Consider the following 26164-nt stretch of genomic DNA (forward strand, 5'->3'; position numbering starts at 1 on the left):
TTTTATAAAATGGTATTTGATTCTCAATTTTTGGGTAAATTGAGAATCACCATTTTATAAACTTTGTTGTTTATAGATGTCTTGAAAAAGAGAACTTCCAAAAAAACAGCCGGTGTAAAATATTTTACACCGGCTGTTTTTTTATTGAGTATTTTGAGATTTCTTATCCGTTCAAAGCTTCTGCTCCACCAACGATTTCTAAGATTTCGTTTGTAATTGCAGCCTGACGTGCTTTGTTGTAAGTTAATTTCAATTGGTTTCTTAATTCTGTTGCGTTATCAGTTGCTTTGTGCATAGCTGTCATACGTGCTCCGTGTTCTGAAGCAAATGAATCGCGGATACCTTTGTATAATTGTGTTTTTAAAGACTTAGGAATTAAAGTCAAAACGATTTCCTCTTTTGAAGGTTCAAAAATATAATCTCCGGCAGAAGCAGATTCATCAGATTTGATTGGTGCTAACGGTAAAAACTGTTCTGTCTGAACAATTTGTGTTGCAGCATTTTTAAACTGATTGTATACTAATTCGATTCTGTCATATTCTCCAGATAAGAATTTTTCAGTCAAATTATCAGCAATTCCGGCAACATTTTCGAAAGTCAGGTGATCAAAAATTGCATTATGATGACCGTGAACTTTATGAGTTTTACTTAAAACATCGTTTCCTTTTTTACCAATGGCAAAAACATCAACCTGTTTTCCAGCATAAAAATCAGTACGATTTTTAATCTCTTTAATAACATTTGAATTGAATGCACCACATAAACCTCTGTTTGAAGTTATAGCTACAAGCAATACTTTTTTTACTTCACGTTGTGTTGTGTAATTTCCTCCTACTTCACCATCAAGTGTAGCAGAAAGATTTTGCAGTAACTCCGTTAATTTCTCGGCATAAGGGCGCATTGCAGTGATTGCATCTTGTGCTTTCTTCAGCTTTGCAGCAGAAACCATTTTCATTGCCGATGTAATCTGCATCGTCGATGAAACGGAAGTAATTCTATTACGGATTTCCTTTAAATTTGCCATCTATTAATTAGAAAATGTGACAATTTGATAATTAGATAATTAGAATAATCCTAAGATTTTTCTAATTATCTAATTGACCAATTATCTTATTAGTTATATTTTGCTGAAACTTCTTTTGCTGCTTTTTCGATAACATCAGTAATGCTGTCATCCAGTTTCCCAGCTTTCAACGCATTAAGCGTATCTTTGTGTTTACTGTTTAAGTAAGCAATGAAATCTCCTTCAAATTCTTTTACCTTATTTACAGGAACGTTTCTTAATAAGTTTTTAGAACCAGCATAGATAATCGCTACTTGGTTTTCAACCGGGTAAGGATCATTTAAGCCTTGTTTCAAAATCTCAACGTTTCTTTTTCCTTTTTCGATTACGTTTAAAGTAACAGAATCTAAGTCAGAACCAAATTTAGCGAAAGCTTCTAATTCACGGAATTGAGCCTGATCTAATTTTAAAGTTCCAGAAACTTTTTTCATTGATTTAATCTGTGCGTTACCTCCAACACGAGATACAGAGATACCCACGTTAATTGCAGGACGAACCCCAGAGTTAAACAAATCTCCATCAAGGAAAATCTGACCATCTGTAATCGAGATTACGTTTGTTGGGATATATGCAGAAACGTCACCAGCCTGAGTTTCGATAATTGGTAATGCAGTTAAAGAACCGCCGCCTTTTACGATAGATTTGATAGAGTCTGGTAAATCGTTCATGTTTTTAGCAATTCCATCATCAGCAATTACTTTACAAGCACGCTCTAATAAACGAGAGTGTAAGTAGAAAACGTCTCCAGGATAAGCCTCACGTCCCGGTGGTCTTCTTAATAAAAGAGAAACCTCACGGTAAGCAACAGCTTGTTTAGACAAGTCATCATAAACGATAAGCGCAGGACGACCTGAATCTCTGAAGTATTCACCAATTGCAGCACCCGCGAATGGAGCGTAAACCTGCATTGGAGCTGGGTCAGAAGCATTAGCAGCAACGATAACTGTATAAGCCATTGCTCCTTTTTCTTCTAACATTTTTGCGATTCCTGCTACAGTTGACGCTTTTTGTCCAATTGCAACATATATACAGAATACAGGTTTTCCTGCATCAAAGAATTCTTTTTGATTTAAGATTGTATCGATACAAACAGTTGATTTACCTGTTTGACGGTCACCAATTACAAGCTCACGCTGTCCACGACCTACCGGGATCATAGCATCTACTGCTTTTACTCCAGTTTGTAATGGTTCAGTTACCGGCTGACGGAATACTACACCAGGTGCTTTTCTTTCTAACGGCATTTCGTATAAGTCACCACCAATTGGTCCTTTTCCATCAATTGGAAAACCAAGTGTGTTAACAACACGTCCTACCATTTGTTCACCTACTTTAAGAGAAGCAATACGCTGAGTTCTTTTTGCAGTAGATCCTTCTTTGATTCCAGTTGAAGGTCCTAAAAGTACCACCCCAACATTGTCCTCTTCAAGATTCAATACGATACCTTCCATACCGTTATCAAATTCTACTAACTCACCATATTGTACATTAGATAGCCCGTAAACACGAGCAATACCATCTCCAACCTGAAGTACTGTTCCTACTTCCTCTAGCGTAGCACCAGATTCAAAACCTTCTACTTGCTTTCTTAATATTGCTGAAATTTCAGCAGGTTTGATTTCCGCCATCTTAATTTATAATTTAGACACTTTTTGTGTTATAAAAACTAATTACTTAACTCTCTTTTTAATACTTGTAATCTGTTTGCAACAGAAGCATTGTATTGGTTATCACCTATTCTTAAAATAAACCCGCCGATAATTGCAGGATCTACTATATTTTCAATCGTAATTTTTTTATCCGATAAAGTTGCAATTTTAGCCAAAACTTTAGCTTCTAAAGCTGCATCCATAGGAACAGCTGTAGTTACTTTTGCTACTTCAACTCCATTGCTTTCGTCATATACTTTAGTATATTCTGATGCAATTCCGGCTAAAATTTCAAATCTTTTGTTTTCAAATAATAAACGAAACAATCCTTTGGTTACATCATTTACATTTGCAAAAACTTCTAAAAGAGCATTTTGTTTAACTTCAACAGTAGTTGTTGGGTTTTCAATAAATGTACTCAATTCTAAATTTGTTTCAATTGCAGAAGCAATTGACTTCATATCGTTATTTACAGCTTCGGCAACACCTTTAGAGTTTGCTAAGTCCAGAATTGCTTTTGCATAACGAATTGCTGCTCTTGTACTTGCCATAATCTTAGTTTAACTTTACGTCACCTAACATTTTCTCAACCAATTTGGTTTGAGATTCTTTGTTAGATAATTCTTCTTTCAATAATTTTTCAGCGATACTTAATGATAATGTTGAAACTTGAGATTTCAATTCTGCCATTGCAGCATTCTTTTCGCTTTCGATAGCAGCTTTAGCTTGCTCGATCATTTTTTGACCTTGTGCTTGTGCTTCGTTTTTAGAATCAGCGATCATTTTCTCTTTCATTTCGCGAGCTTCTTTTAGCATCGCATCACGCTCAGCACGAGCTTCGTTCAAAATTCTTTGATTGTCAGCTTGTAAATTTTGCATTTCTTGTCTTGCATTTTCAGCAGAAAGTAATGCATCTTTAATCCCTTGCTCTCTATCATTTACTGCATCAAGAATTGGTTTCCAAGCGAATTTTTTCAACAAAAATATTAATCCAACAAATATTAATACTTGCCAAAAGAACAAACCGAATTCAAACTGATTTATTAACTTATCCATTATATATGATTATAAATTTTATTTTTTGTCTATCTCTATAATTGCCAAAGCAATTTCAATGTTTTAATTTTAAAACAATAGTTACAACCAACCGTTGCAACTATTGCTTTTTGTGTTTTAATTAAGATGCGAATAACGCAGCGAAACCAATACCTTCAATAAGTGCAGCAGCGATAAGCATAGCTGTTTGGATTTTTCCTGAAGCTTCTGGCTGACGAGCGATAGCGTCCATTGCTGAACCACCGATTCTACCAATTCCTAATGCTGCTCCGATTACGATTAATCCTGCTCCAATGATATTTGGAATTTCCATAATATATAAATTAAAAATTAAACATTCAATTTGATAATAAATTTACTCTGAAGATATTTAGATTTAAAAAGAAACCTAATACCTTCTCAGGAAATTTTAATGGTGATCACCTTCTTCATGATGGTGCTCTTCTACTGCTGAACCAAAATAAAGTGCAGACAGCATTGTAAAAATATAGGCTTGTAAAAATGCTACTAAAATCTCTAATATAGAAAGTGCAAATGATAATCCGAAAGATAATGTACTACCGATCCAGCTTTTAAAAATAAACATTAATCCGATGATACTCATCAATACGATGTGACCTGCAAATATATTTGCGTACAAACGAATCATTAATGAGAATGGCTTAATGAAAACTCCTAACAATTCGATAGGTGCTAAAACGATTCTCATTGGTTTTGGCACACCTGGCATCCAGAAAATGTGACCCCAATAATTCTTATTTGCAGAAATGTTTGTAATTAAGAAAGTAATAATTGCTAAAGCAAATGTAATTGTAAAGTTTCCTGTTGCGTTAATTCCTAGTGGTGTCAATCCGAAGATATTTAAAAACAATATGAAGAAAAATATTGTCAACAAATAACTCATGTATTTTTTATAATGCTTTTCTCCAATGTTTGGAATTGCAACATCATCTCTGATGAAAAGAACAAGTGGTTCAAAAAATCTTCCAACTCCAGAAGCAATTGCTCCATTTTTAGCGTAAGATTTTGCTAAACTTGTAAATAACCAAAACATTAATAAAGCTGCAACAAAAATAGAAAGAACTGTTTTTGTAATAGAAAAATCTAAAGGACGAACATTTGTTGGGTGACCTGTTTTTTCGTCTTCGTGAATTTCTCCAGAAGCTTCTGTTCTGTAAATTTTACCATCGTGGTGGTTAATTACATAATAGTTTCCGTTTGATTCGGCTACTTCATGACCGTGGTGAAATTTAGAAGAAGAAAAAATGTGTAAACCATTATCCCAGATAATAACAGGTAAAGGGAAACCATAATATTTTCCAGTTTCATCATCTTGTGTTAAAGTAAAGTCGTGAGAGTCTAACATGTGGTGACCAATAAATGCTTTAATCTTAGATTTAACATCTGTTGGTTCTGCCGAATGATGACCTTCTGAAGCACCTTCGTGAGCTACTTCAGTTTGAACATGCGCTGAGTCTTTTTCAGAATTTGAAAAACTCATTAATGGAAGACAAGCTACTAAAGCTGCAAGAAAAAATCTGCGTGGTTTGTTTGAAATAACCATATCGTGGAAAATCTTATTTTTTTACGTTTCTAAAATTCGGTGCAAAGGTACATTTTTTATTAATATTCAAAAGGATATGAAAAATTATTTTTAAACCTTGTTTTGAAGAATTGTTATTTTAATGCTTTTCATTTAGTAATCGGATAGTTAAAATGGTTTCAAATAACAAAAACAAAATAAATGTTACAAAAAAGTTCCTTTTTTCAAATGCGATGTTATGAATCTTATCTGACAAAATAGGTCGCATCACCAAATATGACAGAACCATTTGAACACCAGTCCCAAGCATAAAGAACATTCCTATGCTGTCGAATTTATCTCTTTTGAATTTTAATGCGATTATTAATAGTATCAATGCAAATACTGAAAATATTGCATACAGTACTTCTAAACTGTAATGAAAATTATGATCATCCAATTTAAAAAAAGAAAAAACTGCCTTATGTAATATATAGGTAGTAACTACCAGACAAAACAGATGTAAAATTGATTTGTATTTTTTAAAAAGCATTTTCAATAATTTTATTACAAATATGCAACTTTTATTATATGCTTTTAATGATAAAAATCACTTTGTGTTATTAATTTCGTTAACTTGTCTTATTACATTGTATAATGCTACAGCAACTCCAACTATAACCAGGATTTTATTATAGTAGACTTTTTCGCTTGGATGGTTTTCGTCTAACCAGGTTCCGAGATAGGAAAATAAAAAAATAATCGCACCCATCTGAATTGGAATATTGATGAGTGCAATCCATTTATTCTTTTGATTTTTGTTCGGTTCCTTTTCCATCTTCTAATAATATCTGATTAGAATTTGCCAGCATGGTACAGGTTGCTGTGAAGTCAGCTCCAGGTTCTATCGAAAGTTTTCCAACAACTACTTCTCCGTGGATTTTTGCTGTTGCTTTAATATTAAGGACTTCAAGTACTTTTATTTTTCCGTGAAATTCTCCTTCTATATCGGCATTGTTGCAGATGATTTCTCCTTTTACTGCGCCGCTCATTCCAATTACCAATTTTCCCTGCGATGTAAAATTTCCAATTAATTCGCCGTCCAGCCTAAAATCAGCTTTTGACACTATATCGCCTACAATCGAGGTTCCTTCAACAATTCGGTTAGTTTTTCCTAAAAGTTCTGTTCCGTTTTTCTTTACTTTATCAAACATTATATTATGGGGTTTTGGGGGTCAGATAGGCTTCGAGGTTTTTCTTGATTTGAACCACTTTGTAATTATCACTTGATATAATAATTGCCGGATTGGCAATTTTATATTTATCATCTTCTTTTAAAACTCCCGCAACATCTTGTGCGTAAGCTTCAGACTTTAAACCATGAATAACTACAAAACTCTGCGTTTTATTGTATTTATCAAAAGAAGTTGTCAGTCTTTCGTAATTTTCAACTAATAAAAATACTCTAATTGCTTCTTCTATTTTTTTAACTGTTTTAGTGTCATTTTTAGAAACTGAATATACGATTTTCCAGTTCTTGTTATCTACCGTTGTAAAATTAAGGCGTTCTAAAACCGGAACTTGTTTTTCTAAATTTTCTCTGGCATCTTTTCCTTCTTCACTATTCGGATAATTATCGGCAACATTTTCAAGGCCTTTTTTATAGGCTTCAAGTCCGTCAACTTTCCCTAAAGTATTTGCTTTTAATAGTTCATACTTAGAAACAATCTCGTCTCCTGAATATTGATTTATCAGGTTGTCGATATTATCTAAAACAACTTCAAACTGTTCTTCTTCAAAAAGTTTGTACCATTTTTTATATTCTTTATCCGCCGAAGCCAGATCCTCAGAATTTGTATTGTTTAAAATCTGAGCATATCTCGAATTAGGATAATTGAGTGTTATATCTGATTTTATCTTTTCGGCTTTTGCCGGATCTGTTATCTGATAAATTTTATACAAATTATACATCGAAGGCAGAATCAGTTTTTCTTCGGGATTATTTTTTAATAATTGTTCCAGCTTACCGCTTGCCAACGCATATTCTTTAAACTTCTCCTTATATATAAGTCCCAATTGATAATAGGCAAAATTGCGTTCTTTACCAATACTGTCAATTGCTGTCTGCGTTTTTGGAAGCTGTTTTTCATAAAATGCAGTTGTGTATTTTTCAATAACAATTGTGTCGGCAGCTTTTGATGCTGTAACATCATTTAAGGTATCATTCATTATGGCATCATTCGCAGATTTTATTGCTGCTAAACGCCAGTTTCCTCCCAGTGTTCTGGTACCCCACATTTTTTTGAACTGTAATTTTCCATAAGCCACCGTTGTTGGATTATAAAAATAAAATGTACTTACGTTTTCATTCCCGGGAGGGCGAATACCTCCGCCGTCAAAATCTGCAGGTTTTCCTAATGAATTTGGGTTAACCGCCGTTGGAGCATTTGATGCACTGTTATTACGATCGATGTTGGCTAATTTTTCTTTTTCCTTTTCTTCTAAAATCCTTTTCGCTTCATCTTTCTTTTTAAGCTCTGTTATATAATTTTCGAAGTAAATTTTTCTGTCGCCGTCCGGCATTCCGTATACCTTAATAATACTGTCATTGCGTTTTGCAATTCCTTCGTATTTAATTACGTTATCAAGATTTTTTCTGTTTTTTTCTATAAAAGCGTATTCCCTTGTCTTTGGGTTGAGTTTGGTAAGCGTACTGTCATAATATTTTGCTGCCATAGTATAATCTGTAGCTTTAAAATACATGTTGCCAATATTTCTATAAGCAGATGCCATCAAATAAGGATCTTTGGATTTTCTACCTAAAGATTTATTATAGAATTTTAACGCATTTTCGTTGTCTTTCTTTTTGTCGTAAAATATTCCCATTTCATAAAAAAGGACATCATAATATGGTCGGTTTTCACGATCTGCAACTAACTTATTATATGTTTTTAGGAAAATAGTATCGTTTCCGTTTTCATAATCATACATCTGTGCTTTTTTTGCATAAGCATGCATCATGTATTTACGGTCTGCTTTACGGTTCATATGTATTACACCATCGTAAAAATAAGCTGCGCTGTCTTTTTTTCCATCTTCCTGATACATTTGTCCCAAAATAAAACGGTATCTGGCTTTTTCTTCATTTATTCTCGAAAATTTCTCGGCCACTCGAAGTCTGGCAACAGCACTGTCTCTTTGTTCTAAATTTAAAAAAGCTTCTGCCAGTAAGGCATTCGCATCAGAAAATGTCTGCTTGTCAAGATCTGTCTTTTTTAATAACTGATTTATATTTTTAACCACAATAGCATCATTTCCAAGGCGCATATTGGTTTTTTCGCGCCAGATTTTTGCGGTATAAATATTACTGCTGTTTGGGTATTTGTATAAAATATAATTGAAGGCTTCCAGCGCAGGAATAAAACGCTGATCATAATATCGGGCTTTTCCAAGCATTAAGTATGCCTCGTCTATCTGGTAGTTTCTTTCTCTTCCTCCAATATTCATGGAGTGTTTCTGAATTGCTTTTGTAGCTTTGGTTTCGGCTAACTCAAAATCAGCATTTTTTGTTTTTTCTCCTTCCGAAAAATTTTCATCAAACTGCATTTTTTCAATTGGGAGTGTTTTCCAAAAATTATCCTGATTATTGGACTGAATAGATTTCAGACCTTTTTCAAGACCAATTCCTCCATTATACAAAATGTTGTATTTTGTACTTAATGCATGGGAATTTCTGTTCACGAAGGTATTATTCTTGGTAGAGCACGCTATCAAAAAGAATAAAAAAATGAGAAATAAACTATATTTAAGAGTATTCTTTTTCAATAGACCAGATTTTAAAGCATAAACTTATAAAAAGCATTTTTAGTATAAAAGACCCGTAAAAATACGCTTTTTTTGAAATATAAAAAGTTATACAGCAAAAAAGGATTCGAGTTCTTGTAAGGTTTCTTTTGATGTTTGAATATCTTTTACAATTTCACCTTTATTTAAGACCACAATTCGATCGCAGACTTCGACTGTATGCTGTAAATCATGGCTGGAAACAAGTACGGTAACATTGGGATCTTCAGCCAGTTCTTTTATAATTTTTTTCAGCCTGCTTACTGTTGTCGGATCCAAATTTGCAAAAGGCTCATCTAAAATTATAACTTCGGGATTTCCTATCAGTGTGGCAATTATCCCTACTTTTTTTTGATTTCCTTTTGATAAATCTCTCAAGTATTTTTTGTTCTTTAAAATTTCGCCATTAAAAAATTCTTCATGTTTCAGCAAAAGTGCATCAATGTCGGCTTTATTCTGATGGCGTAAATCGCCTATAAAATAAAAATATTCTTCGGGCGTAAGATAACCAATGAGGAAACTTTCATCTAAAAAAGATCCTGTAAAGGATTTCCAGTTTTCGCTTGTATTTACCTCAATTCCATTACTTTTTACATTTCCGGTTGAAGGTTTGATAAGATCTAAAAGAAGACTGAAAAAAGTTGTTTTTCCTGCTCCGTTATTTCCTACCAGTCCAAAACTCTGTCCTTTTGGAATTTCAAGATTTGGCATATTTAAAACTACCGTGCCGTTATATTTTTTTGAAAGCTGGTTTACTTGTATCATAGGGTGGAATTTTAGTTTAAAGTTTGGTTTAAAGTTTTTACAGCTGATTTTCTAAATTATCTAATTAACTCGTTTGTTTGTAAGCTTTTATAGTGCTGTACTTTTCTATTTTATATCTTTTTTCTATTAATGAAAAAACTTTATCCTTAAAAATAAAACCTAAGACACCCGCGCCGGCAACCAGCAGTAAACCAAGATTGTCGTTGTCAAAATAAAGGCCTATTCCGTAAAGCAGTAAGGGCACTGCAATTTTAGGAATCGTTAATAACATAACGCTCACATTAAATGCCTTTTTATCTCCAAAAGCACCTCCGGCATTGCTTAAATCAATTGGGGTTTTGGTAAATGCACCGCCCAAAAGTACCAAATGCGAGTTAACTCCAATATTATAAATTGCTGCAACAACGATCGTTAAATAAATATGCCAGCCAAAATAAATATAAAAAGAGGCCAGAATGGTAGTAATAAAAGTTGTAATAACTATCAGCCACCATTTAGACATTATATAACCACGATACGGAATATTCTGTGTCATCATTAATTGATAATACGAACTATCCCAGCTTGGCACAAACTGGCCAAAGACAAATAAAAAACCGCCCGAAACAAATATACCGGCCAAAAGATGCATTACCGGTTTGTCGTACGTTTCTATTCCTCCTGAGTAAAATAATAATCCGTAAAACAAGAAAAGAACGCTCATGAAAATTGTGGTTTTGGATCTTTTATTTCTTTTAATGAGTTTAATATCATTTTTAAGAAATGTTCCTAAAGTTCCAAACTGATTGAGCCATGCAAGATTTTCGGTTGACGCAATATCTTCTTTTACAGAAAGACCGGCGTCGAGATATAAGTTATTCTTAAAGTATTTAAAGGTGAAAATATATAAAGCAATTAAAGCCAATACCGGAATTAAAAACAAGCCTTTGATAGTATAAAAGCCATGAAAAAAGGGAGTTGTAATTTTTGTTACATCAAATACATTATAAAATTGTGCTCCGCCAAAAAGCAGGATCAATACAATAAATACAACAAATAATTTATCGATATTACTTAAAATGATATTCAGGAAGTTATTAATGTATACCAATGCCATTGCTCCTGTATACCAAAAAACAATTCCAACAACATCATAACCATTCAAAATTAATACTACTGAAAAAGGAACAAAAAATAATGTGTGCACCAGATTAAAAAATGACAATGCTGTTTTGCCCAATGAGAAATGAACAATTACAGTTTTTTTAAATGGTAAAACCAATAATGGCTTAATATTTAAAACCGGAATGGACTGCATCATTAACCGGATTATTAAATCGAATAAAAAATAATAGATCAAAAACCGGTTGACTGTTATAAAAGGTTCCATTCTCATATCCTTAAGAATATAAAATACGCCAACACCCATCCCAATAAAAAGTACTGAAAAGTAAATCATTAGAAACCCCAAAATAATCTTCATTGTCAGGTTTTTACCAAAAGATGCCGATCTTACGAAAGCTTTCCATTCGAGGTAAATAAACTTTTTAATCATGGTTTAAGGTTTTAGTTTTTTATATAGTTAAGATGTCAAATGTAGGAAAACGTTACGAAAAAAGTTAAAAAAAATATTTTAGTAAGTGTCAATTAGTTACTCTTTGCTACTTTTGCAAAAAAATTAAACCATGCCTTCATTCTTAAAACTTATAATTAAAGAGGTTAAACGCGAAACTGCCGATGCTGTTTCTATCCTTTTTAATGTTCCTGAAGAACTTAAACCGGACTATAAATTTGTTGCGGGACAATACATAAATTTAAAATTAACTCTTGATAATCAAGAAATTCGTCGCGCATATTCTATTTGCTCTGCGCCAGACAGCGGTGAATTACGAATTGCGGTTAAGGCTGTAAAAGGCGGGCTGTTTTCTCAATTTGCTAATACTAAATTAAAAGCAGGTGATGTTCTTGAAGTAGGACAGCCGGAAGGAAAATTCACTTTTGAACCTGATGCCGAAAGACAAAAAAACTATGCTGCGTTTGTGGCAGGAAGCGGTATTACTCCGGTACTTTCTATCATAAAATCTGTTTTAAAAAATGAGCCAAAAAGTTCATTTGTATTGGTTTATGGAAACAAAACTCCCGAAGAAACTATTTTTCACCAGGAACTTCATGATCTGCAATTACAATACGTAGGCCGTTTTTTTGTGCATTATGTATTTAGTCAGGCAAAAGCCGAAAATGCTTTGTTTGGAAGAATCGAAAAATCGGCGGTTAATTTTGTGCTGAACAACAAACACAAAGAACTTGAATTTGATAAGTTTTACTTGTGCGGACCCGAAGAAATGATCAACACGGTTTCTAATGTTTTGAAAGAGAAAAATGTAAAAGAATCAGCAATTAAGTTTGAACTTTTTACATCGTCTACAGAAGAAAACGTAATTCAGGGTTCTCAGGAAGGACACACAAAAATTACGGTTTTGGTTGATGATGAAGAGACTACTTTTGAAATGTCTAAAAAACAAACTATTCTTGATGCTGCTCTAAAACAGGGTGTTGACGCTCCTTACTCCTGCCAGGGCGGAATTTGCAGCAGTTGTTTAGGACGTGTTACAACCGGAAGTGCCGAAATGACAAAAAATTCTATTTTAACCGATAGAGAAATTGCCGAAGGTTTAATTTTAACGTGTCAGGCTCATCCAACATCTGAGACTATTTATGTGGATTACGATGATGTATAGTCTTTAAAATTCCAATAAAAAAATTCTAAATTCCAAACAGGGATACTTCAATATAAAATTCCAAATTCCAAGATAAAAATTGGGATTTGGATTTTTTTTATTTTTAGAATTTGATTTTTAACTATTAAAAACTTTTTATGAAATCAATACGAGAAATTTTTAAAGATAAAAAGTATCTTTTGGAAGAACCTGAGGTTGAAAAACTTATGGAATACTGTGAAGAACTGCAGGACGAAATGGTGGAATTAAAATTTCAGAAGAATAACAATAAAGAACTCGCCATGCTCGACATGATTAAAGAAGTAATCAAGGGATGCGATGCCATCGAAAAAGAACAAATGGAACATGAACGATATGGTTACGATGCTCCTGATTATATAGCCACAATTGCAGATCTTAAAAGATATATTTACAGCAGATGTCGTGATGAGAAGATTTGGCTTTAGGTAAAATTTCAACCCGAAGAATTCGATTTTTACAATTCTTTCTTTTGTCTGAATTTTCTAGTGTATTTTTTATTTTAAAAAATACGCAAAAAAGCGTACTCATATTTAAATATTTTTTAAAATATAAGCTGATAATTGATTATATTAGTAGTGCAATTACAATTGATACCTCTTTGGGCCTTAGGGATAACTTTTGTAAACTGCATTAATTGTCAACACGTTTAAAAAATTAATTATTATGGCAATGCATCACTATCTCCGCCTCACTTTTATATTACTTTTTGTAATAACTTCTTTCGTTTGTATCTATTTCATAATTAAAAAGAGGAAAGAAAAAAAAGCTCCTAAACTGCTTTCAAAAGAAAAGTATAATTCCTCAATTATTGGAGGAATGAAAGAAATATCAATCTCTGATAATTTTTTCAATATCTGGCCGTATGTAAGCGAATTAAAAGCGGCTAAAATTTTATCGAAAAAAATTAAGGAATCGGAATTGGTGCATAAAGTCTACAGAAATTCTACCGAAGATTTTGAACACATTTTACTGGCTACAGAAAAAGAAAATCAGTTTGTTAAACTTGTAGTTGATAAAAACAAAAAGAAAGTATTGGGTTATCTATTTCTAAGTTTATAAGAAATCGATTCTTTATGTTTTTTCGATAATCTTTGCTGGAGAAATACTTCTCATTGCATCTTCATAGCCTTCAACAATTTTATTTCCGTAAACCGAAGTTGGCAGTTTTGGATATTGACTTCGGTCTGAAGTCAGTGCGTTTTCCAGACTTTGATTGAAAGGCAAAAATCCTGCATATGGATGTGTTGCACCCCAAAGTGTTATAACTTTAACTCCCAGCATAGCAGCAATATGAGCATTTCCTGAATCCATCGAAAGCATGACATCAAGATTGCTGATCAATTGTAATTCCTGCTTAAATTTAATTTTTCCAGCCATGTTAATTACATTTTCAAATGGCTGCGCAAGAGATTCTAAAATTTCGATTTCTTTTTTTCCTCCGCCAAAAAGTAAAATTTTATTTGCCGGATTTTGGGCTAATTTTTCAATTACTTCTTTCATTAAATCTAAAGGATAAACTTTAGAATCATATTGAGCAAAAGGTGCAATCCCTACTAGTTTTTGATTTTTAATTCCGATAATTTCCAGTATTTCAGCACTTAATTGTGCCTTTTCAGGAAATTCCGGATTGGATAAATCTAAAGGAAAACCGAGTTCTTCAAACACTTTTGCGTGTCTTTCGAACATCGTTGGCAATTGTTTGAAAATTTTATTTTCGGCTCTGGTTAATTCTTTTTTTCCTTCTCGGCCTTTGTCAACAGTGGCTCTTTTTTTTCCGCTTAAAGCAAAAAGTAAGCTTACAATTTTAGATCTTAAAACATTATGAAGATCTGCAAAGGCATCAATTTTCAATTTTTTTACATCTCTAAATAATCGTAAAAGTCCGGGAAATCCTTTATGCCTTTCCTTTTCATCAAAAGCAAAAAATTCCAGATTTGGAATTCCATCGAAGAAAGGTTTAAAAAAAGGACGTGAAATAACGGTTAGTTTTACCGCTGGATATTGTTTTACAAAAGCTCGTAAAACAGGAACCGTCATGGCGACATCTCCCATTGCGGATAGTCTCATGACGGCTATATGCTTAATTTTGCTAGACAAGTCTGCCAAATTATTTTTTATTTTGATATAATACCGGGTTCAATTCGTCGTCGTTGTACATTTTCATCTGCTTGTACACTTTCATGAATTTATCACCATTTTCGATATCTGTCAGTAATTCTTCAATTGCTGTAGATAAGTCTGTTCTTTGTTCTAAAAGTACATTTAATTTTTCCTGACATTTATCTCTGTGTTCCTGAGTAGCTTCTGCACGAGTTGCTTCTTCATTCATGTGATAAATTTTCAGTGCTAAAATAGACAATCTGTCGAATGCCCATGCCGGACTTTCAGAATTGATTTTTGCTCCATCTTTAGCTTTTACATCGCTGTACTTTTGTAAAAAATAGCTGTCGATATATTCCACCATATCAGTACGTTCCTGATTTGATGCATCGATTCTTCTTTTTAAAGTTAAAGCAGCAACGGGATCAATCTGCGGATCACGAATGATATCTTCAAAATGCCATTGAACAGTATCAATCCAGTTTTTTAGATATAATAAATGTTCAAATTTATCTTTTGGATACGGATTGTTAATTGGCTGGTCAACATTATCAAACTGATGATAATCTTTAATGCTTTGTTCGAAAACAGAATATGCTAATTTTGAAAACATGTCTTAATTTGTTAGAGTTACAAAGATACTTTTTATACTTTTATACTGCGAAAAAAAGCATATAATTTTCGTTTTTTAAATATTATTAGTTGATAAATCAAAAAATCAGCATGAAAATTCATTATATATCAGAAAATAACAGCATCCTAAATCATTTTCTTGGACAAATTCGGAATGTAAATGTGCAGAATGACAGTATGCGTTTTAGGAGAAATATTGAACGTATTGGAGAAATAATGGCGTATGAGCTGAGTAAAATTTTACCTTATAAGGAAGTTGAAATCCAGACACCGCTCGCTATTAAAAAAACAACTCAAATTGATACTGATTTGGTTTTGTGCCCCATTTTAAGAGCCGGTTTACCGCTTCATAACGGTTTCTTAAATTATTTTGATCATGCCGAAAACAGTTTTGTTTCTGCCTGCAGACACCATCCAAACAACGATGATGAGTTTGAAATTTTAGTTGAATATCAGGCTATTTCGGATTTAAACAATAAAACCGTTTTACTTCTTGACCCAATGCTGGCAACGGGACAGTCTATTGTTGCTGTTCACAAAAAACTGGTTGAAAATGCTGTGCCGACAGAAATTCACATTGTAGTTGTTATTGCTGCACCTGAAGGTGTTGCACATCTTGAAAAACATCTACCAGAAAACTGTCATTTATGGGTAGCTTCTCTCGATGAAAAACTCAACGAGAAAAATTACATTGTTCCGGGTCTGGGCGATGCCGGCGATCTTGCTTACGGAAGCAAATTATAATTGTGAGAAAAAAGTAAACAAACTGCACAGAATTAATACGTAAAATGCAATTTCGTTATTAAGTTTCTGGTGCATGTATTCTACGTGACTTGTTGCCATAATGGTCAAAGGCGCAATGCTGAATAACAACAGGTCATTACTTTTGTCCGGAGAAACAATAAATACCAATGCTGCAATAAAAAAACAGGCTACAACTTTTTTATAAGAACTATGTACAATTTGTGGTCTGTTTGATAGTGTTGATAACATCGAAACGACAAAAAATAATGCTGCCGCAACATAAATTGATAAAGCACCGTTTTCGTAATTGTTTTTGAAATAGTCTATTTTAAAATCGATTACGGCACGTGTTTGAAAAAACTCAATTACATCTATTTTGAATATAAAGGAGATCATTAAAAAAACAATCCCAACGGCCAAAAGTGCTATAAATGGTAAAACCCAGTTTCTATAATCCCTTGAAACGTGAAAAATTATAGATATAAATACCAAAATCAAAAACAAAATACTCCAGAATTGAAATAAGGCCGCTACAAAAATCCAAAACGAAGCATCGAATATTTTTTCTTTTGACGCTTTTAAGGATTGCAGCGAAATTAATCTTCGCAATGCCAGCAGTACAAAAAAATTAGCATATACTACATTTGGATTATTAAATATCGTGGGAAAAAACAATAAAAATAATAAGTAGAAAAATATCGAGTATCCGTTGTCTTTACTGAGTCCGTTTTTCTTTACGATAAAATTTACCATGAAAAAAGAAGCCAAAATAAAACACAATAAACTCACTTTTTGGAATATTGTGAAATAAGAATTTATCCAAGACGTTTCCCTAATTTGAAACATAAAAAAGAAAACCAGTATCAAAATTACAACCAATGAATAATTTAATGGCGTAGATTTTTTAAAAACACTTGTTATCATAAGGATATTTTATACTTTTGTGATTGTAAATATAATACTTGTTTAAAAAGGAAACCAACAAGTTGAAGAAAGATTCTTCTTTTGAATTTTACTTCAATACGTTAAAACAATAATAATCTATAATTTAATAAAAATTATGACAGCTTTTTTTGAAGGAATACAATACTTATTCGTTAACATTTTGTTTGCTCCTCTTGACTTTTTACGTCGTTTGGAATTAATTACATGGTTTGGTGCAAACACGATCAACTGGATTTTCATGATCATCTGCTCTGCTGCAATTGTTTATTGGATTAAACAATTACGTATTTTTGATGATGCCGGAACAGAAAACCAAGATACAACAGCTCATTCATTCTTAAAATAAGAAAACCAAACCCTTAATTAAAAGGGTTGGTGCATTTATTTTTAGATTAAATCGAAGCCAATATCTTTTCTAAAATACATCTTATCAAAATTTAGTTTATCTATATTTTGGTAAGATTTTTTTATGGCCTGTTGAAAATCATCTCCGTATGATGTTATTGCCAAAACACGTCCTCCATTAGTAACGACATTTTCATTATCTAATTTTGTTCCTGCGTGAAAAACTATCGAATCAGTAATATTTTCTAATCCCGTAATTACTTTTCCTTTTTCAAAATCTTCAGGATATCCGCCAGAAACCACCATGACAGTTGTTGCGCTTCTTGGATCTACTTCTAAATTAAAATCTCCTAATTTCTGATCTGCAACAGACAAAAACAATTCGACTAAATCTGATTTCAGTCTCGGAACCACAACTTCAGTTTCCGGATCTCCCATTCTTACGTTGTATTCGATAACGATTGGTTCATTTTTTACATTGATCAAACCAATAAACACAAAACCTTTGTATTCGATTCCGTCTTTTTGGAAACCTTCGATAGTTGGTTTTACGATACGCGTTTCAATTTTTTCCATTAAAACTGCATCTACATAAGGAACCGGAGAAACTGCTCCCATTCCGCCTGTGTTTAAACCTGTATCTCCTTCTCCAATACGTTTGTAATCTTTTGCAGTTGGAAGAATTTTATAGCTTTTTCCGTCTGTTAAAACAAAACAGCTCAATTCGATTCCGTCCAGGAATTCTTCGATAACCACTTTTGAACTTGCTGCTCCAAATTTTTCATGAACCAACATATTTCTCAATTCTGTTTTTGCTTCTTCAAGATCCTGAATAATCAAAACTCCCTTTCCAGCTGCTAATCCGTCTGCTTTTAAAACGAATGGCGGCTGCAATGTTTCAAGAAATTTACATCCTTCTTCAACCGTTTCGGCAGTAAAACTGTCGTAAGCCGCAGTCGGAATATTATGTTTCATCAAGAATTCTTTTGCAAATTCTTTACTTCCTTCTAATTGTGCACCAAGTTTTGATGGTCCAATTACAGGGATATGTTTTAAACTTTCGTCATTTTTAAAATAATCATAAATACCTTTTACCAACGGATCTTCAGGTCCTACGACTACTAAACTTATATTTTCTTTAAGTACAAGAGCTTTTACGGCTTCAAAATCTGTAGCAGATATTGCCACATTCTCGGCAATTGCAGCTGTTCCTGCATTTCCAGGTACTACAAAAAGTTTTTCGCAAAGCGGGCTTTGAGTCATTTTCCATGCAAAAGCATGCTCTCTTCCGCCTGATCCCAATAATAAAATTGTCATGGTGTTGTTGTATTTAGTTGTGGTGCAAAAATACTTGCTTTTGTACGTAAAAAATAATTAAATCTCTAAAAAGTTGTTGGTTCTGTTCTGTTAGTAATTCGTAAATATTATTTTTGATGAAAATTTTCCGAAAATGATTCGTCTTTTTGATCTTTCCCTTCAACTAAATGGTTTTCCGATAAAGAAAGCTAAAGCCGAATTGGATAAAATTGTCCATTTTTCTGAAGAAGAATATGTTACATTTCTTGAAAATAAAAAGAAGGAAATTGTTGACTTTCATCTAAAAAACAATGCTTTTTACAAGGAATTAGTAGGAAATACAAATGTTGAAAAATGGGAAAATCTACCTATTTTAAACAAGCAAAATTTACAGAAGCCTCTAGACGAAAGACTTTCAAAAGGGTATTCTAAAAAAAACATTTACCTCAACAAAACATCAGGCTCAAGCGGAACGCCTTTTGTTTTTGCAAAAGACAAATATTCGCATGCTTTAACCTGGGCATCAAACATCATGAGATTTGGCTGGTTTGGAATTGATTTTAATCATTCCTATCAGGCTCGTTTTTATGGCATTCCGATGGATTTTATTGGATATCAAAAAGAACGTCTAAAAGATTTTCTGACGCATCGTTTCCGATTTCCAGTTTTTGATTTATCTGATGAAGTTTTGGAAAAATTTCTTCAAAAATTCAAAACCAAAAAATTCGATTACATCAACGGCTACACAAGTTCTATTGTATTGTTTGCTAAATATTTGGAACAAAAAAATATAGTTCTAAGTGATATTTGCCCCACTTTAAAAGCTTGTTTTGTTACATCAGAAATGCTTTTTGAAACGGATAAAAAATTGCTGGAAAAACAATTCCGTATTCCAATTATCAGCGAATACGGCGCTTCTGAATTAGATTTAATTGCTTTCGAAAATCCTCAAGGCGAATGGCAGGTAAATGCTGAAACATTATTTGTCGAAATTTTAGACGAAAAAAATAATCCTGTTCCACATGGAACAGAAGGAAAAATTGTAATTACTTCCTTATTCAACAAAGCAAACCCTTTCATTCGATATGAAATTGGCGACATTGGAATTCTCGATGAAAAAAGCACGCCTCAAAAACCAATTCTGAAAAAACTTATTGGAAGAACTAATGATGTAGCCCTTTTGCCAAGTGGAAAAAAATCGCCGGGATTGACATTTTATTACGTTACCAAAAGCATAATCGAAGATGATGGAAACGTAAAGGAGTTCATTATCAAACAAACCAAATTAGATACTTTTGAAATTGAATATGTTTCTGAAAATGAATTAGCTTCAGAACAAATCGAAAAAATAAAACAAGCGATAGATTTATATCTGGAACCCTATTTAAAGTTCAGTTTTACAAGAAAAACGGTTTTAGAAAGAACTAACCGCGGTAAATTAAAACAATTCAAATCGTATTTATAAAATAAATAAAATCTTACATTTGTTTTTCAATTAAAAACTTATGGACAATCATTCTCTGCTTTCTGAGGAAACAATTTCTAATAAAATATATTTTATTCGTGGACAAAAAGTGATGCTTGATCGAGATCTGGCTTTGCTTTATGGAATAGAGACTAAAGTTCTCAAACAATCTGTTAAAAGGAATATCTTAAGATTTCCAGAAGATTTTATGTTTGAACTTAACAAAACTGAATTTGAAAATTGGAGGTCACAATTTGTGACCTCCAATTCTGATAAGATTGGTTTAAGATATTCACCAATGGCTTTCACAGAACATGGCGTTTTAATGCTTTCAAGTGTCTTAAAAAGTGATAAAGCAATTCAAACCAATATTCAAATTATGAGGATTTTTACGAAAGTGAGACAAATGCTTTTGGATACTACAGAAATAAAAGTTGATATTCTTCAGATTCAAAAGAAGTTGGAGAATCATGATAAAAATATAGAGTTGGTGTTTTCTTATTTGGATGAATTAACCGAAAAGAAAGAAAACGAAACTAAAAGAACTAAAATTGGATATAAAAAGTAATTCTTTAAGGTCGCAAATTGCGACTTCAAGATGAATTTAAATCTTCTTTATATATCGCTGTTTTACAACCAACTGTGTATACAAAAACCGAATCATTAGCAAAACAGAAAACACAAAATTGTATCTGTGGAATTCTCTGTAAACACCAAAATTGTGTTTAATCAATTTGAATTTTGAAGAAGAAATAGAATCTTTTCTAATTCTGTAAAAAGCCAGTGGTTCCGGAACTGGTTTTGCAGTTTTAATTTTCTTTAAAATGGTAAGCCATATTCTCCAATCCTGACGTTTTTGCGAAGTTTCCAGAATAATTTTTCCAAAATAATCTGCATTGTAAATGGCCGTTAAATTGCCAACATAATTGCAGAAAAATAATTGCTTATACGTTAATGGATTTGGTGATTCGACTCTTCTGTTTAAATTATTTCCTTCTTCATCGATTGAATCATAAAAGCTAAATGTGAAGTACAAATCATTCGATTTTAAAAAATGAATTTGCTTTTCGAGTTTCTCCGGAAACCATAAATCATCTGCATCTAAATAGGCTATATATTTTCCTGTAGCTTTTTCTAAAGCGAAGTTTCTGGCAAAACCATTTCCGCGATTTTGAGGTAATTTAAAGAGTTTTATTCGGCTGTCTTTTTGAGAAAATTCTTCAATTATAGATACCGTTTGATCTGTTGAAGCATCATCAGCCAAAATCATTTCCCAATTGGTATACGTTTGATTTTGAACAGATTCAATTGTTTGTCTAATGAAATTTTTAGTATTATATGCGGGTACAATAATGGAAACTAATTCATTCATTTGAAACTGACTAAATTTGGAGTTTATTAAAAACAGCTCAAATTCAATTAAAATTTGAGCTGTTTGAGATTATTATTTTATGTAACTAGAAAAGTCTTTGTGTTCCTCTTTGGCAAGTTCTTCAGGAGATAATGATTTGAAATATTCATACGTAATTTTCATTCCCTCTGCACGGCTTACTTTTGCTTCCCAGCCTAGTAATTCTTTTGCTTTTGTTGTGTCTGGCTGACGCTGTAACGGATCGTTTATTGGCAGCGGGTGATACACTACTTTCTGGTTTGTTCCTGTCAGTTTTATAATTTCTTCTGCAAAATCTTTAATTGTGATTTCATCCGGATTTCCAATGTTTACCGGATAAACGTAATCTGAATGCAGTAATCTGTAAATACCTTCAACCTGATCGTCTACATAGCAAAAAGAACGTGTCTGCATTCCATCACCAAAAATCGTCAAATCTTCGCCTCGAAGTGCCTGTCCTATAAATGCCGGAATTACACGTCCGTCGTTTAAGCGCATTCTTGGTCCGTATGTATTAAAAATACGCACGATTCTGGTTTCTACACCGTGAAAAGTATGGTACGCCATTGTGATGGATTCCTGGAAACGTTTTGCTTCATCATAAACCCCACGCGGTCCAATTGTATTTACATTTCCATAGTATTCTTCTGTCTGTGGATGTACCAAAGGATCTCCATAAACTTCAGATGTCGATGCAATCAAAATTCTGGCTTTTTTAACTCGTGCCAAACCTAATAAGTTATGCGTTCCCAACGATCCCACTTTAAGAGTCTGAATTGGGATTTTTAAATAGTCTATTGGGCTTGCCGGCGAAGCAAAGTGTAATATATAATCAAGATCGCCAGGAATATGAACGAACTTAGTAATATCATGATGATAAAACTCAAAGTTTTCCAGTTTGAATAAATGCTCTATATTTTTAAGATCTCCTGTAATCAGATTATCCATCCCAATAACAAAGTATCCTTCTTTTATAAATCTGTCACATAAATGCGATCCTAAAAATCCTGCCGCTCCGGTAATAAGTATTCTTTTCATGAACTGTATTTAAACATTTTGAAATCAATTTCTTAACTAAAACAGTCCAGAAATCCCTGCAAATGTAATAAAATATGATTCTTTAGTAAACAATAGTTTAAATCATAATTCAAAATAAATTAATTCATTTCAAATCAATATTAATCTTAATTATATATTTTTACTACAAAATAATTTATTCTTTTGAAAGTTGTACATATTATAGAAGCTCTTGGCGGAGGCGTTCACACCTATTTTAGGGATTTATCAACTTATTTTGGCAGTGATGAAATAAAACAAAATATTGAAACCACCATAATCTATAGTGGAAACAGAAAAGAAATAGATCGAGAGAAAATTAAATCTGAATTTTCTGGTAACGTCAACTTATTAGAAATTGATATGTTGCGCAATTTTTCTTTTCTAAGAGATTTAAAATCCGTTATTCGGTTAACGAAAGAACTGAAAAAATTAAATCCTGATATAATTCATCTTCATTCTTCAAAAGCAGGTGTTTTAGGCAGAATTGCCAATTTTTTCTTATTTAAAAAAAAGAAACTCTTTTATTCACCGCATGGTTATTCTTTTCTTAGGACAGATATTTCAAAACCTATTCAAAAATTCTATTGGCTGATAGAAAAGAGCATTCAGGCTTTATTTGGAGGAATTACAGTAGCATGTGGAGATACTGAATTTGAAATTGCTAAAAAAATTGGTCATTCAAAATTGGTCCGAAATGGTGTTGACATTGATAGTATCCGCCAAAATTTTACAGAAAATAAAAGTAACAAACTTACAATCGGAATCTTAGGCAGAATAACTTATCAAAAAAATCCGGATATATTTAATAAAATAGCACTTAATTTCCCCGATTTTAATTTTGTATGGATTGGAGATGGCGAGTTAAATACTTTGCTTACAGCTCCCAATATACGAATTACGGGCTGGCTTTTTGATAAAGAAAATGTTTTAAAAGAATTGAATCGCATCGATGTTTATCTACAAACCTCATTATGGGAAGGTCTGCCAATCGCTGTCTTAGAAGCAATGGCTTTAGAAAAACCTGTCATTGCCTCAAATGTTATTGGCAATAAAGATATTGTGCTTCATAACGAAACAGGATTTCTATTTGATGATATTTCAGAATTAGAACTGTATTTTCAAATTCTAAACGACTTCGAAAATAGAGATCTATTTGCTAAAAAAGCTTTTGAGAGATGTTTAGAGGTATTCGATAAAAACAAAAATTTTCAAGAATTAACCGCCATTTACAAGAGCTGATTTTTGCTGCATCCAATAACTTGCGAAAATAGAAAACCAGAATCCGCTGAAAGCAATTCCATCAAAACGAAGCAAAAAATCATCAATTAAATTAGATGTAAAAAAGATCACGAAAAACGAAAGTATAACAGCGTTCTTTAGATTATACCCCAAATATCCAATTACAGAAATATAAAAAATTACAACTAGAGGTCCAAGAATTCCAAATTTCAATAAAAAATCAAGAAACTGGTTATGGGTTGGAAATTCATATTTAGCTAAAAACTGCTGATTGGTTTCTTTATAATATTTATTTAATTCCGATTTTCCATCAGAAGCTCCTACGCCAAAAGGCAGGTTTTTTAAAGACAGCTCCCAGGCTGATTTCCAAATTGATACTCTGGTAACCAAAGAATTAAAAACTTTAACCTCCGGATGATCGATTTCATCAAGCTTTCCTACTTTATCCATATAGGCAAAACTAACACTTGAATATTTTTCTTTCATATATGGATCTTTCTGAACAAATAAGAACAAAACAACAGCCAACAATGCAAATAATGGTAATACTTTTAAAGCAATTTTCTTAAAATTATAATGATTAACGGCGTAAAAAAGTACAATCAAAAAACCTATAAAAACGTTTACTAAAGCCATTCTTGTATTAACAAATAATACAAAGAAAAATGAAAGTAAAAAAATTAACGTTCTAAGAATCTTGAATTTAAGTTCTTCATGTTCTTTAAAACCTTTAATCACGAAATAAAAAGCAGTAATGGTTACAAAAGCCAAATGCATATTTAATGCCGGAGCATGAATTCCAATACTAATTCCAAATTGATATCCCATTTCCCATAAATGAATGCCATTTAAGTATTTATGCATTAACTCAGGAAACAAAACATTAAAACGTATAAAGAAAAAAAGCAGAACCAAAGTTGTACCTAACATATAGATTTGTAAGAGTTTTAAAAAATTTACGCGCTGGAAATTTCCAATTATAAACAATGGAAAAATCATTAATGAAGTGCTTTTTTCTATTGCTTTTAATCCTTTTGCAAAAGAATCATTATTCCAGAAAAGTAATAGTTCTAATATAACTGGAGAAGCTATACAGGCAGTCAAAATCAATACTGTTTTTGTATAATACAGCTTTTTATAAAAAACTAAATTAAAGACTGCAAATAGTATAATCATTAGTGAACATGGTTTTCTAAAGATCATCAAAATGGCAATCAAACACAAAAAAACATTGAAGATTTTATTGAAGTTCTTTTCGGAAATATTCATGATATAATGTAAAATAAATTAAAGGAAAAATGCCTATTTTATGTCTAATCGCTGATCCTAAATCGGGTTCAAAAACACCCTGAACAATAAAAAATGAGAACAGTATAAAAAATATAAAAAGCTCATATTTGTAGTATTCTCTCTCTTTTAAACATTTAGCAAAGCGAACCAGTAAAATATAAAACAGTAAAAGCTGCCACAGCACAAACAATATAATTTGAGGAGACAAAATATGTTTTAGTCCATTTACAGGAAGATTTACAGTAAAAAAACCATAAAAAATAGCAACCGCTTCACCATACCATGTATCGGGTTTTAAAGGTGGGGTAATCATAGAATTTGCATCTGCAGAACCTATCCGTTCTTTGTTAACCACCTCACGACTCATTTCAGAAAAATATTTTCCTTTTAAAACACCATAACTCAATGATAAAAAAAAGGCAATTAATAATCCGTAAAAAATCGTTGTTAGTGTTTTGTTTTTAAAATTAATAAAACTTATTAAATACATACCACCTGCAATTACAGGAATCAGAACAAAATAAGGCCTGTATAAAGCCCCAAAAAGCACTAAAAGGAATATGGATAATATAACGGTTTTTTGAAAAGAATACTGTCTGTTTTTACATAAAAGAATAATTGGTGTGATGTATAAAAAAGTAATAAACTCTTTTGAAGGCATTGCTATAAAAATAGCAATCATAAAAATTCCTAAATATACAATCCCGTTTTTTATGTTTACTTTTTCGAAAGAAGCCGGAATTCCTATTTGATACAAAACATACATTAAAATAGGAAATTGTATAAGCGCAATCAGCGGGAAAGGAAGATAACGCAGACCTGTAACTTTATAAAATAAAATAGTTAGCGGATAACTTCCTAAATAACCTATTTCATTGTATTTATCATAAATAATAATTGTAGAATCGTAAAAAAACTTAGGTGGCAAAACAAAAAAAGTACTAAAAGCAACAACCAAATTAGCTAGTGCAATAAGTAAAAATGATGCTGTACTTTTTTTAATTATTCTCTGCATATTAAAA

General features: G+C 32.3%; 27 protein-coding genes. 8 read left to right on the forward strand and 19 right to left on the reverse strand.

Going from position 1 to position 26164, the window contains the following annotated elements; all coding sequences use genetic code 11:
* Positions 1-163: 163 nt before the first annotated feature.
* The 11 genes from atpG to OZP11_RS14480 all read right to left on the reverse strand — a co-directional run bounded on the left by atpG (position 164) and on the right by OZP11_RS14480 (position 11432).
* Positions 164-1024 (reverse strand): ATP synthase F1 subunit gamma, encoded by an 861-nt coding sequence (gene atpG, locus OZP11_RS14430; RefSeq protein WP_281231255.1) that lies wholly within the window; start codon positions 1022-1024, stop codon positions 164-166.
* Between the two features lie 89 nt (positions 1025-1113).
* On the reverse strand, positions 1114-2691 hold the full coding sequence (gene atpA / locus OZP11_RS14435) for a F0F1 ATP synthase subunit alpha (protein WP_281231256.1): 1578 nt from the start codon (positions 2689-2691) through the stop codon (positions 1114-1116).
* 38 nt (positions 2692-2729) lie between these two features.
* Complete coding sequence (atpH, locus tag OZP11_RS14440; protein WP_281231257.1) at positions 2730-3263, reverse strand: ATP synthase F1 subunit delta; 534 nt, start codon at positions 3261-3263, stop codon at positions 2730-2732.
* A gap of 4 nt (positions 3264-3267) precedes the next feature.
* Entirely contained in the window at positions 3268-3768 is a 501-nt protein-coding gene (locus OZP11_RS14445) for a F0F1 ATP synthase subunit B (RefSeq protein ID WP_281231258.1), read from the reverse strand.
* Positions 3769-3889: 121 nt separating this feature from the next.
* The gene (atpE, locus tag OZP11_RS14450) at positions 3890-4081 is read right to left on the reverse strand and encodes an ATP synthase F0 subunit C (protein WP_163409503.1); all 192 of its coding nucleotides are present in this window, start codon (positions 4079-4081) and stop codon (positions 3890-3892) included.
* A 96-nt stretch (positions 4082-4177) separates the two neighbouring features.
* On the reverse strand, positions 4178-5332 hold the full coding sequence (atpB, locus tag OZP11_RS14455) for a F0F1 ATP synthase subunit A (RefSeq protein WP_281231259.1): 1155 nt from the start codon (positions 5330-5332) through the stop codon (positions 4178-4180).
* Positions 5333-5900: 568 nt separating this feature from the next.
* On the reverse strand, positions 5901-6128 hold the full coding sequence (locus tag OZP11_RS14460; RefSeq protein WP_281231260.1) for an AtpZ/AtpI family protein: 228 nt from the start codon (positions 6126-6128) through the stop codon (positions 5901-5903).
* A complete protein-coding gene (locus tag OZP11_RS14465) occupies positions 6094-6504 on the reverse strand; it encodes a bactofilin family protein (RefSeq protein ID WP_281231261.1) in 411 nt (136 codons plus the stop codon). Before OZP11_RS14465 ends, OZP11_RS14460 begins: the two co-directional genes overlap by 35 nt.
* A gap of 4 nt (positions 6505-6508) precedes the next feature.
* Entirely contained in the window at positions 6509-9115 is a 2607-nt protein-coding gene (porW, locus tag OZP11_RS14470) for a type IX secretion system periplasmic lipoprotein PorW/SprE (protein WP_281231262.1), read from the reverse strand.
* Positions 9116-9202: 87 nt separating this feature from the next.
* Positions 9203-9898: an ABC transporter ATP-binding protein gene (locus OZP11_RS14475; protein WP_281231263.1), complete on the reverse strand. Its 696-nt coding sequence runs from the start codon at positions 9896-9898 to the stop codon at positions 9203-9205.
* Between the two features lie 64 nt (positions 9899-9962).
* Positions 9963-11432: a DUF5687 family protein gene (locus OZP11_RS14480; protein ID WP_281231264.1), complete on the reverse strand. Its 1470-nt coding sequence runs from the start codon at positions 11430-11432 to the stop codon at positions 9963-9965.
* A gap of 130 nt (positions 11433-11562) precedes the next feature.
* On the opposite strand from OZP11_RS14480, the gene OZP11_RS14485 reads away from it, so the two are divergent.
* The 3 genes from OZP11_RS14485 to OZP11_RS14495 all read left to right on the forward strand — a co-directional run bounded on the left by OZP11_RS14485 (position 11563) and on the right by OZP11_RS14495 (position 13695).
* Entirely contained in the window at positions 11563-12615 is a 1053-nt protein-coding gene (locus OZP11_RS14485; protein WP_281231265.1) for a ferredoxin--NADP reductase, read from the forward strand.
* A 137-nt stretch (positions 12616-12752) separates the two neighbouring features.
* On the forward strand, positions 12753-13061 hold the full coding sequence (locus OZP11_RS14490) for a hypothetical protein (protein ID WP_281231266.1): 309 nt from the start codon (positions 12753-12755) through the stop codon (positions 13059-13061).
* A gap of 391 nt (positions 13062-13452) precedes the next feature.
* Positions 13453-13695, forward strand: a complete 243-nt coding sequence (locus OZP11_RS14495; RefSeq protein ID WP_281231267.1) for a hypothetical protein — start codon at positions 13453-13455, stop codon at positions 13693-13695.
* Positions 13696-13707: 12 nt separating this feature from the next.
* Here the strand turns inward: OZP11_RS14495 and OZP11_RS14500 are convergent, their stop codons facing one another.
* Positions 13708-14703 carry a glycosyltransferase family 9 protein gene (locus OZP11_RS14500; protein WP_281231268.1) on the reverse strand — a complete coding sequence of 332 codons (996 nt, stop codon included), beginning with the start codon at positions 14701-14703 and terminating at the stop codon, positions 13708-13710.
* 40 nt (positions 14704-14743) lie between these two features.
* A complete protein-coding gene (locus OZP11_RS14505; protein WP_281231269.1) occupies positions 14744-15349 on the reverse strand; it encodes a DUF4254 domain-containing protein in 606 nt (201 codons plus the stop codon).
* A gap of 110 nt (positions 15350-15459) precedes the next feature.
* On the opposite strand from OZP11_RS14505, the gene upp reads away from it, so the two are divergent.
* The gene (upp, locus tag OZP11_RS14510; protein ID WP_281231270.1) at positions 15460-16113 is read left to right on the forward strand and encodes a uracil phosphoribosyltransferase; all 654 of its coding nucleotides are present in this window, start codon (positions 15460-15462) and stop codon (positions 16111-16113) included.
* On the opposite strand, the gene OZP11_RS14515 is transcribed toward upp, so the two are convergent.
* Complete coding sequence (locus OZP11_RS14515; RefSeq protein ID WP_281231271.1) at positions 16108-17037, reverse strand: DUF6427 family protein; 930 nt, start codon at positions 17035-17037, stop codon at positions 16108-16110. The two genes, upp and OZP11_RS14515, sit on opposite strands and share 6 nt — an antisense overlap.
* A 136-nt stretch (positions 17038-17173) precedes the next feature.
* Between OZP11_RS14515 and OZP11_RS14520 the strand changes: the two genes are divergently transcribed.
* A complete protein-coding gene (locus tag OZP11_RS14520; protein ID WP_025571310.1) occupies positions 17174-17404 on the forward strand; it encodes a DUF6341 family protein in 231 nt (76 codons plus the stop codon).
* Between the two features lie 41 nt (positions 17405-17445).
* Here the strand turns inward: OZP11_RS14520 and purD are convergent, their stop codons facing one another.
* Complete coding sequence (gene purD, locus OZP11_RS14525) at positions 17446-18720, reverse strand: phosphoribosylamine--glycine ligase (protein ID WP_281231272.1); 1275 nt, start codon at positions 18718-18720, stop codon at positions 17446-17448.
* A gap of 133 nt (positions 18721-18853) precedes the next feature.
* On the opposite strand from purD, the gene OZP11_RS14530 reads away from it, so the two are divergent.
* Positions 18854-20164, forward strand: a complete 1311-nt coding sequence (locus OZP11_RS14530) for a phenylacetate--CoA ligase family protein (RefSeq protein ID WP_281231273.1) — start codon at positions 18854-18856, stop codon at positions 20162-20164.
* A gap of 40 nt (positions 20165-20204) precedes the next feature.
* A complete protein-coding gene (locus tag OZP11_RS14535) occupies positions 20205-20732 on the forward strand; it encodes an ORF6N domain-containing protein (protein ID WP_281231274.1) in 528 nt (175 codons plus the stop codon).
* A gap of 36 nt (positions 20733-20768) precedes the next feature.
* Here OZP11_RS14535 and OZP11_RS14540 read toward each other — a convergent pair whose 3' ends face one another.
* Together OZP11_RS14540 and OZP11_RS14545 are read right to left on the reverse strand one after the other, a co-directional pair.
* A complete protein-coding gene (locus OZP11_RS14540) occupies positions 20769-21536 on the reverse strand; it encodes a glycosyltransferase family 2 protein (RefSeq protein WP_281231275.1) in 768 nt (255 codons plus the stop codon).
* A 72-nt stretch (positions 21537-21608) separates the two neighbouring features.
* Positions 21609-22592 (reverse strand): UDP-glucuronic acid decarboxylase family protein, encoded by a 984-nt coding sequence (locus tag OZP11_RS14545; protein ID WP_012023123.1) that lies wholly within the window; start codon positions 22590-22592, stop codon positions 21609-21611.
* A 183-nt stretch (positions 22593-22775) separates the two neighbouring features.
* On the opposite strand from OZP11_RS14545, the gene OZP11_RS14550 reads away from it, so the two are divergent.
* On the forward strand, positions 22776-23852 hold the full coding sequence (locus tag OZP11_RS14550) for a glycosyltransferase (RefSeq protein WP_281231276.1): 1077 nt from the start codon (positions 22776-22778) through the stop codon (positions 23850-23852).
* On the opposite strand, the gene OZP11_RS14555 is transcribed toward OZP11_RS14550, so the two are convergent.
* Positions 23829-25028 carry an O-antigen ligase family protein gene (locus tag OZP11_RS14555; RefSeq protein ID WP_281231277.1) on the reverse strand — a complete coding sequence of 400 codons (1200 nt, stop codon included), beginning with the start codon at positions 25026-25028 and terminating at the stop codon, positions 23829-23831. The two genes, OZP11_RS14550 and OZP11_RS14555, sit on opposite strands and share 24 nt — an antisense overlap.
* Positions 25029-25092: 64 nt before the next feature.
* Complete coding sequence (locus OZP11_RS14560) at positions 25093-26157, reverse strand: hypothetical protein (protein WP_281231278.1); 1065 nt, start codon at positions 26155-26157, stop codon at positions 25093-25095.
* Between the last annotated feature and the right edge of the window lie 7 nt (positions 26158-26164).

This window comes from Flavobacterium gelatinilyticum (assembly GCF_027111295.1).
GTDB lineage: Bacteria > Bacteroidota > Bacteroidia > Flavobacteriales > Flavobacteriaceae > Flavobacterium > Flavobacterium gelatinilyticum.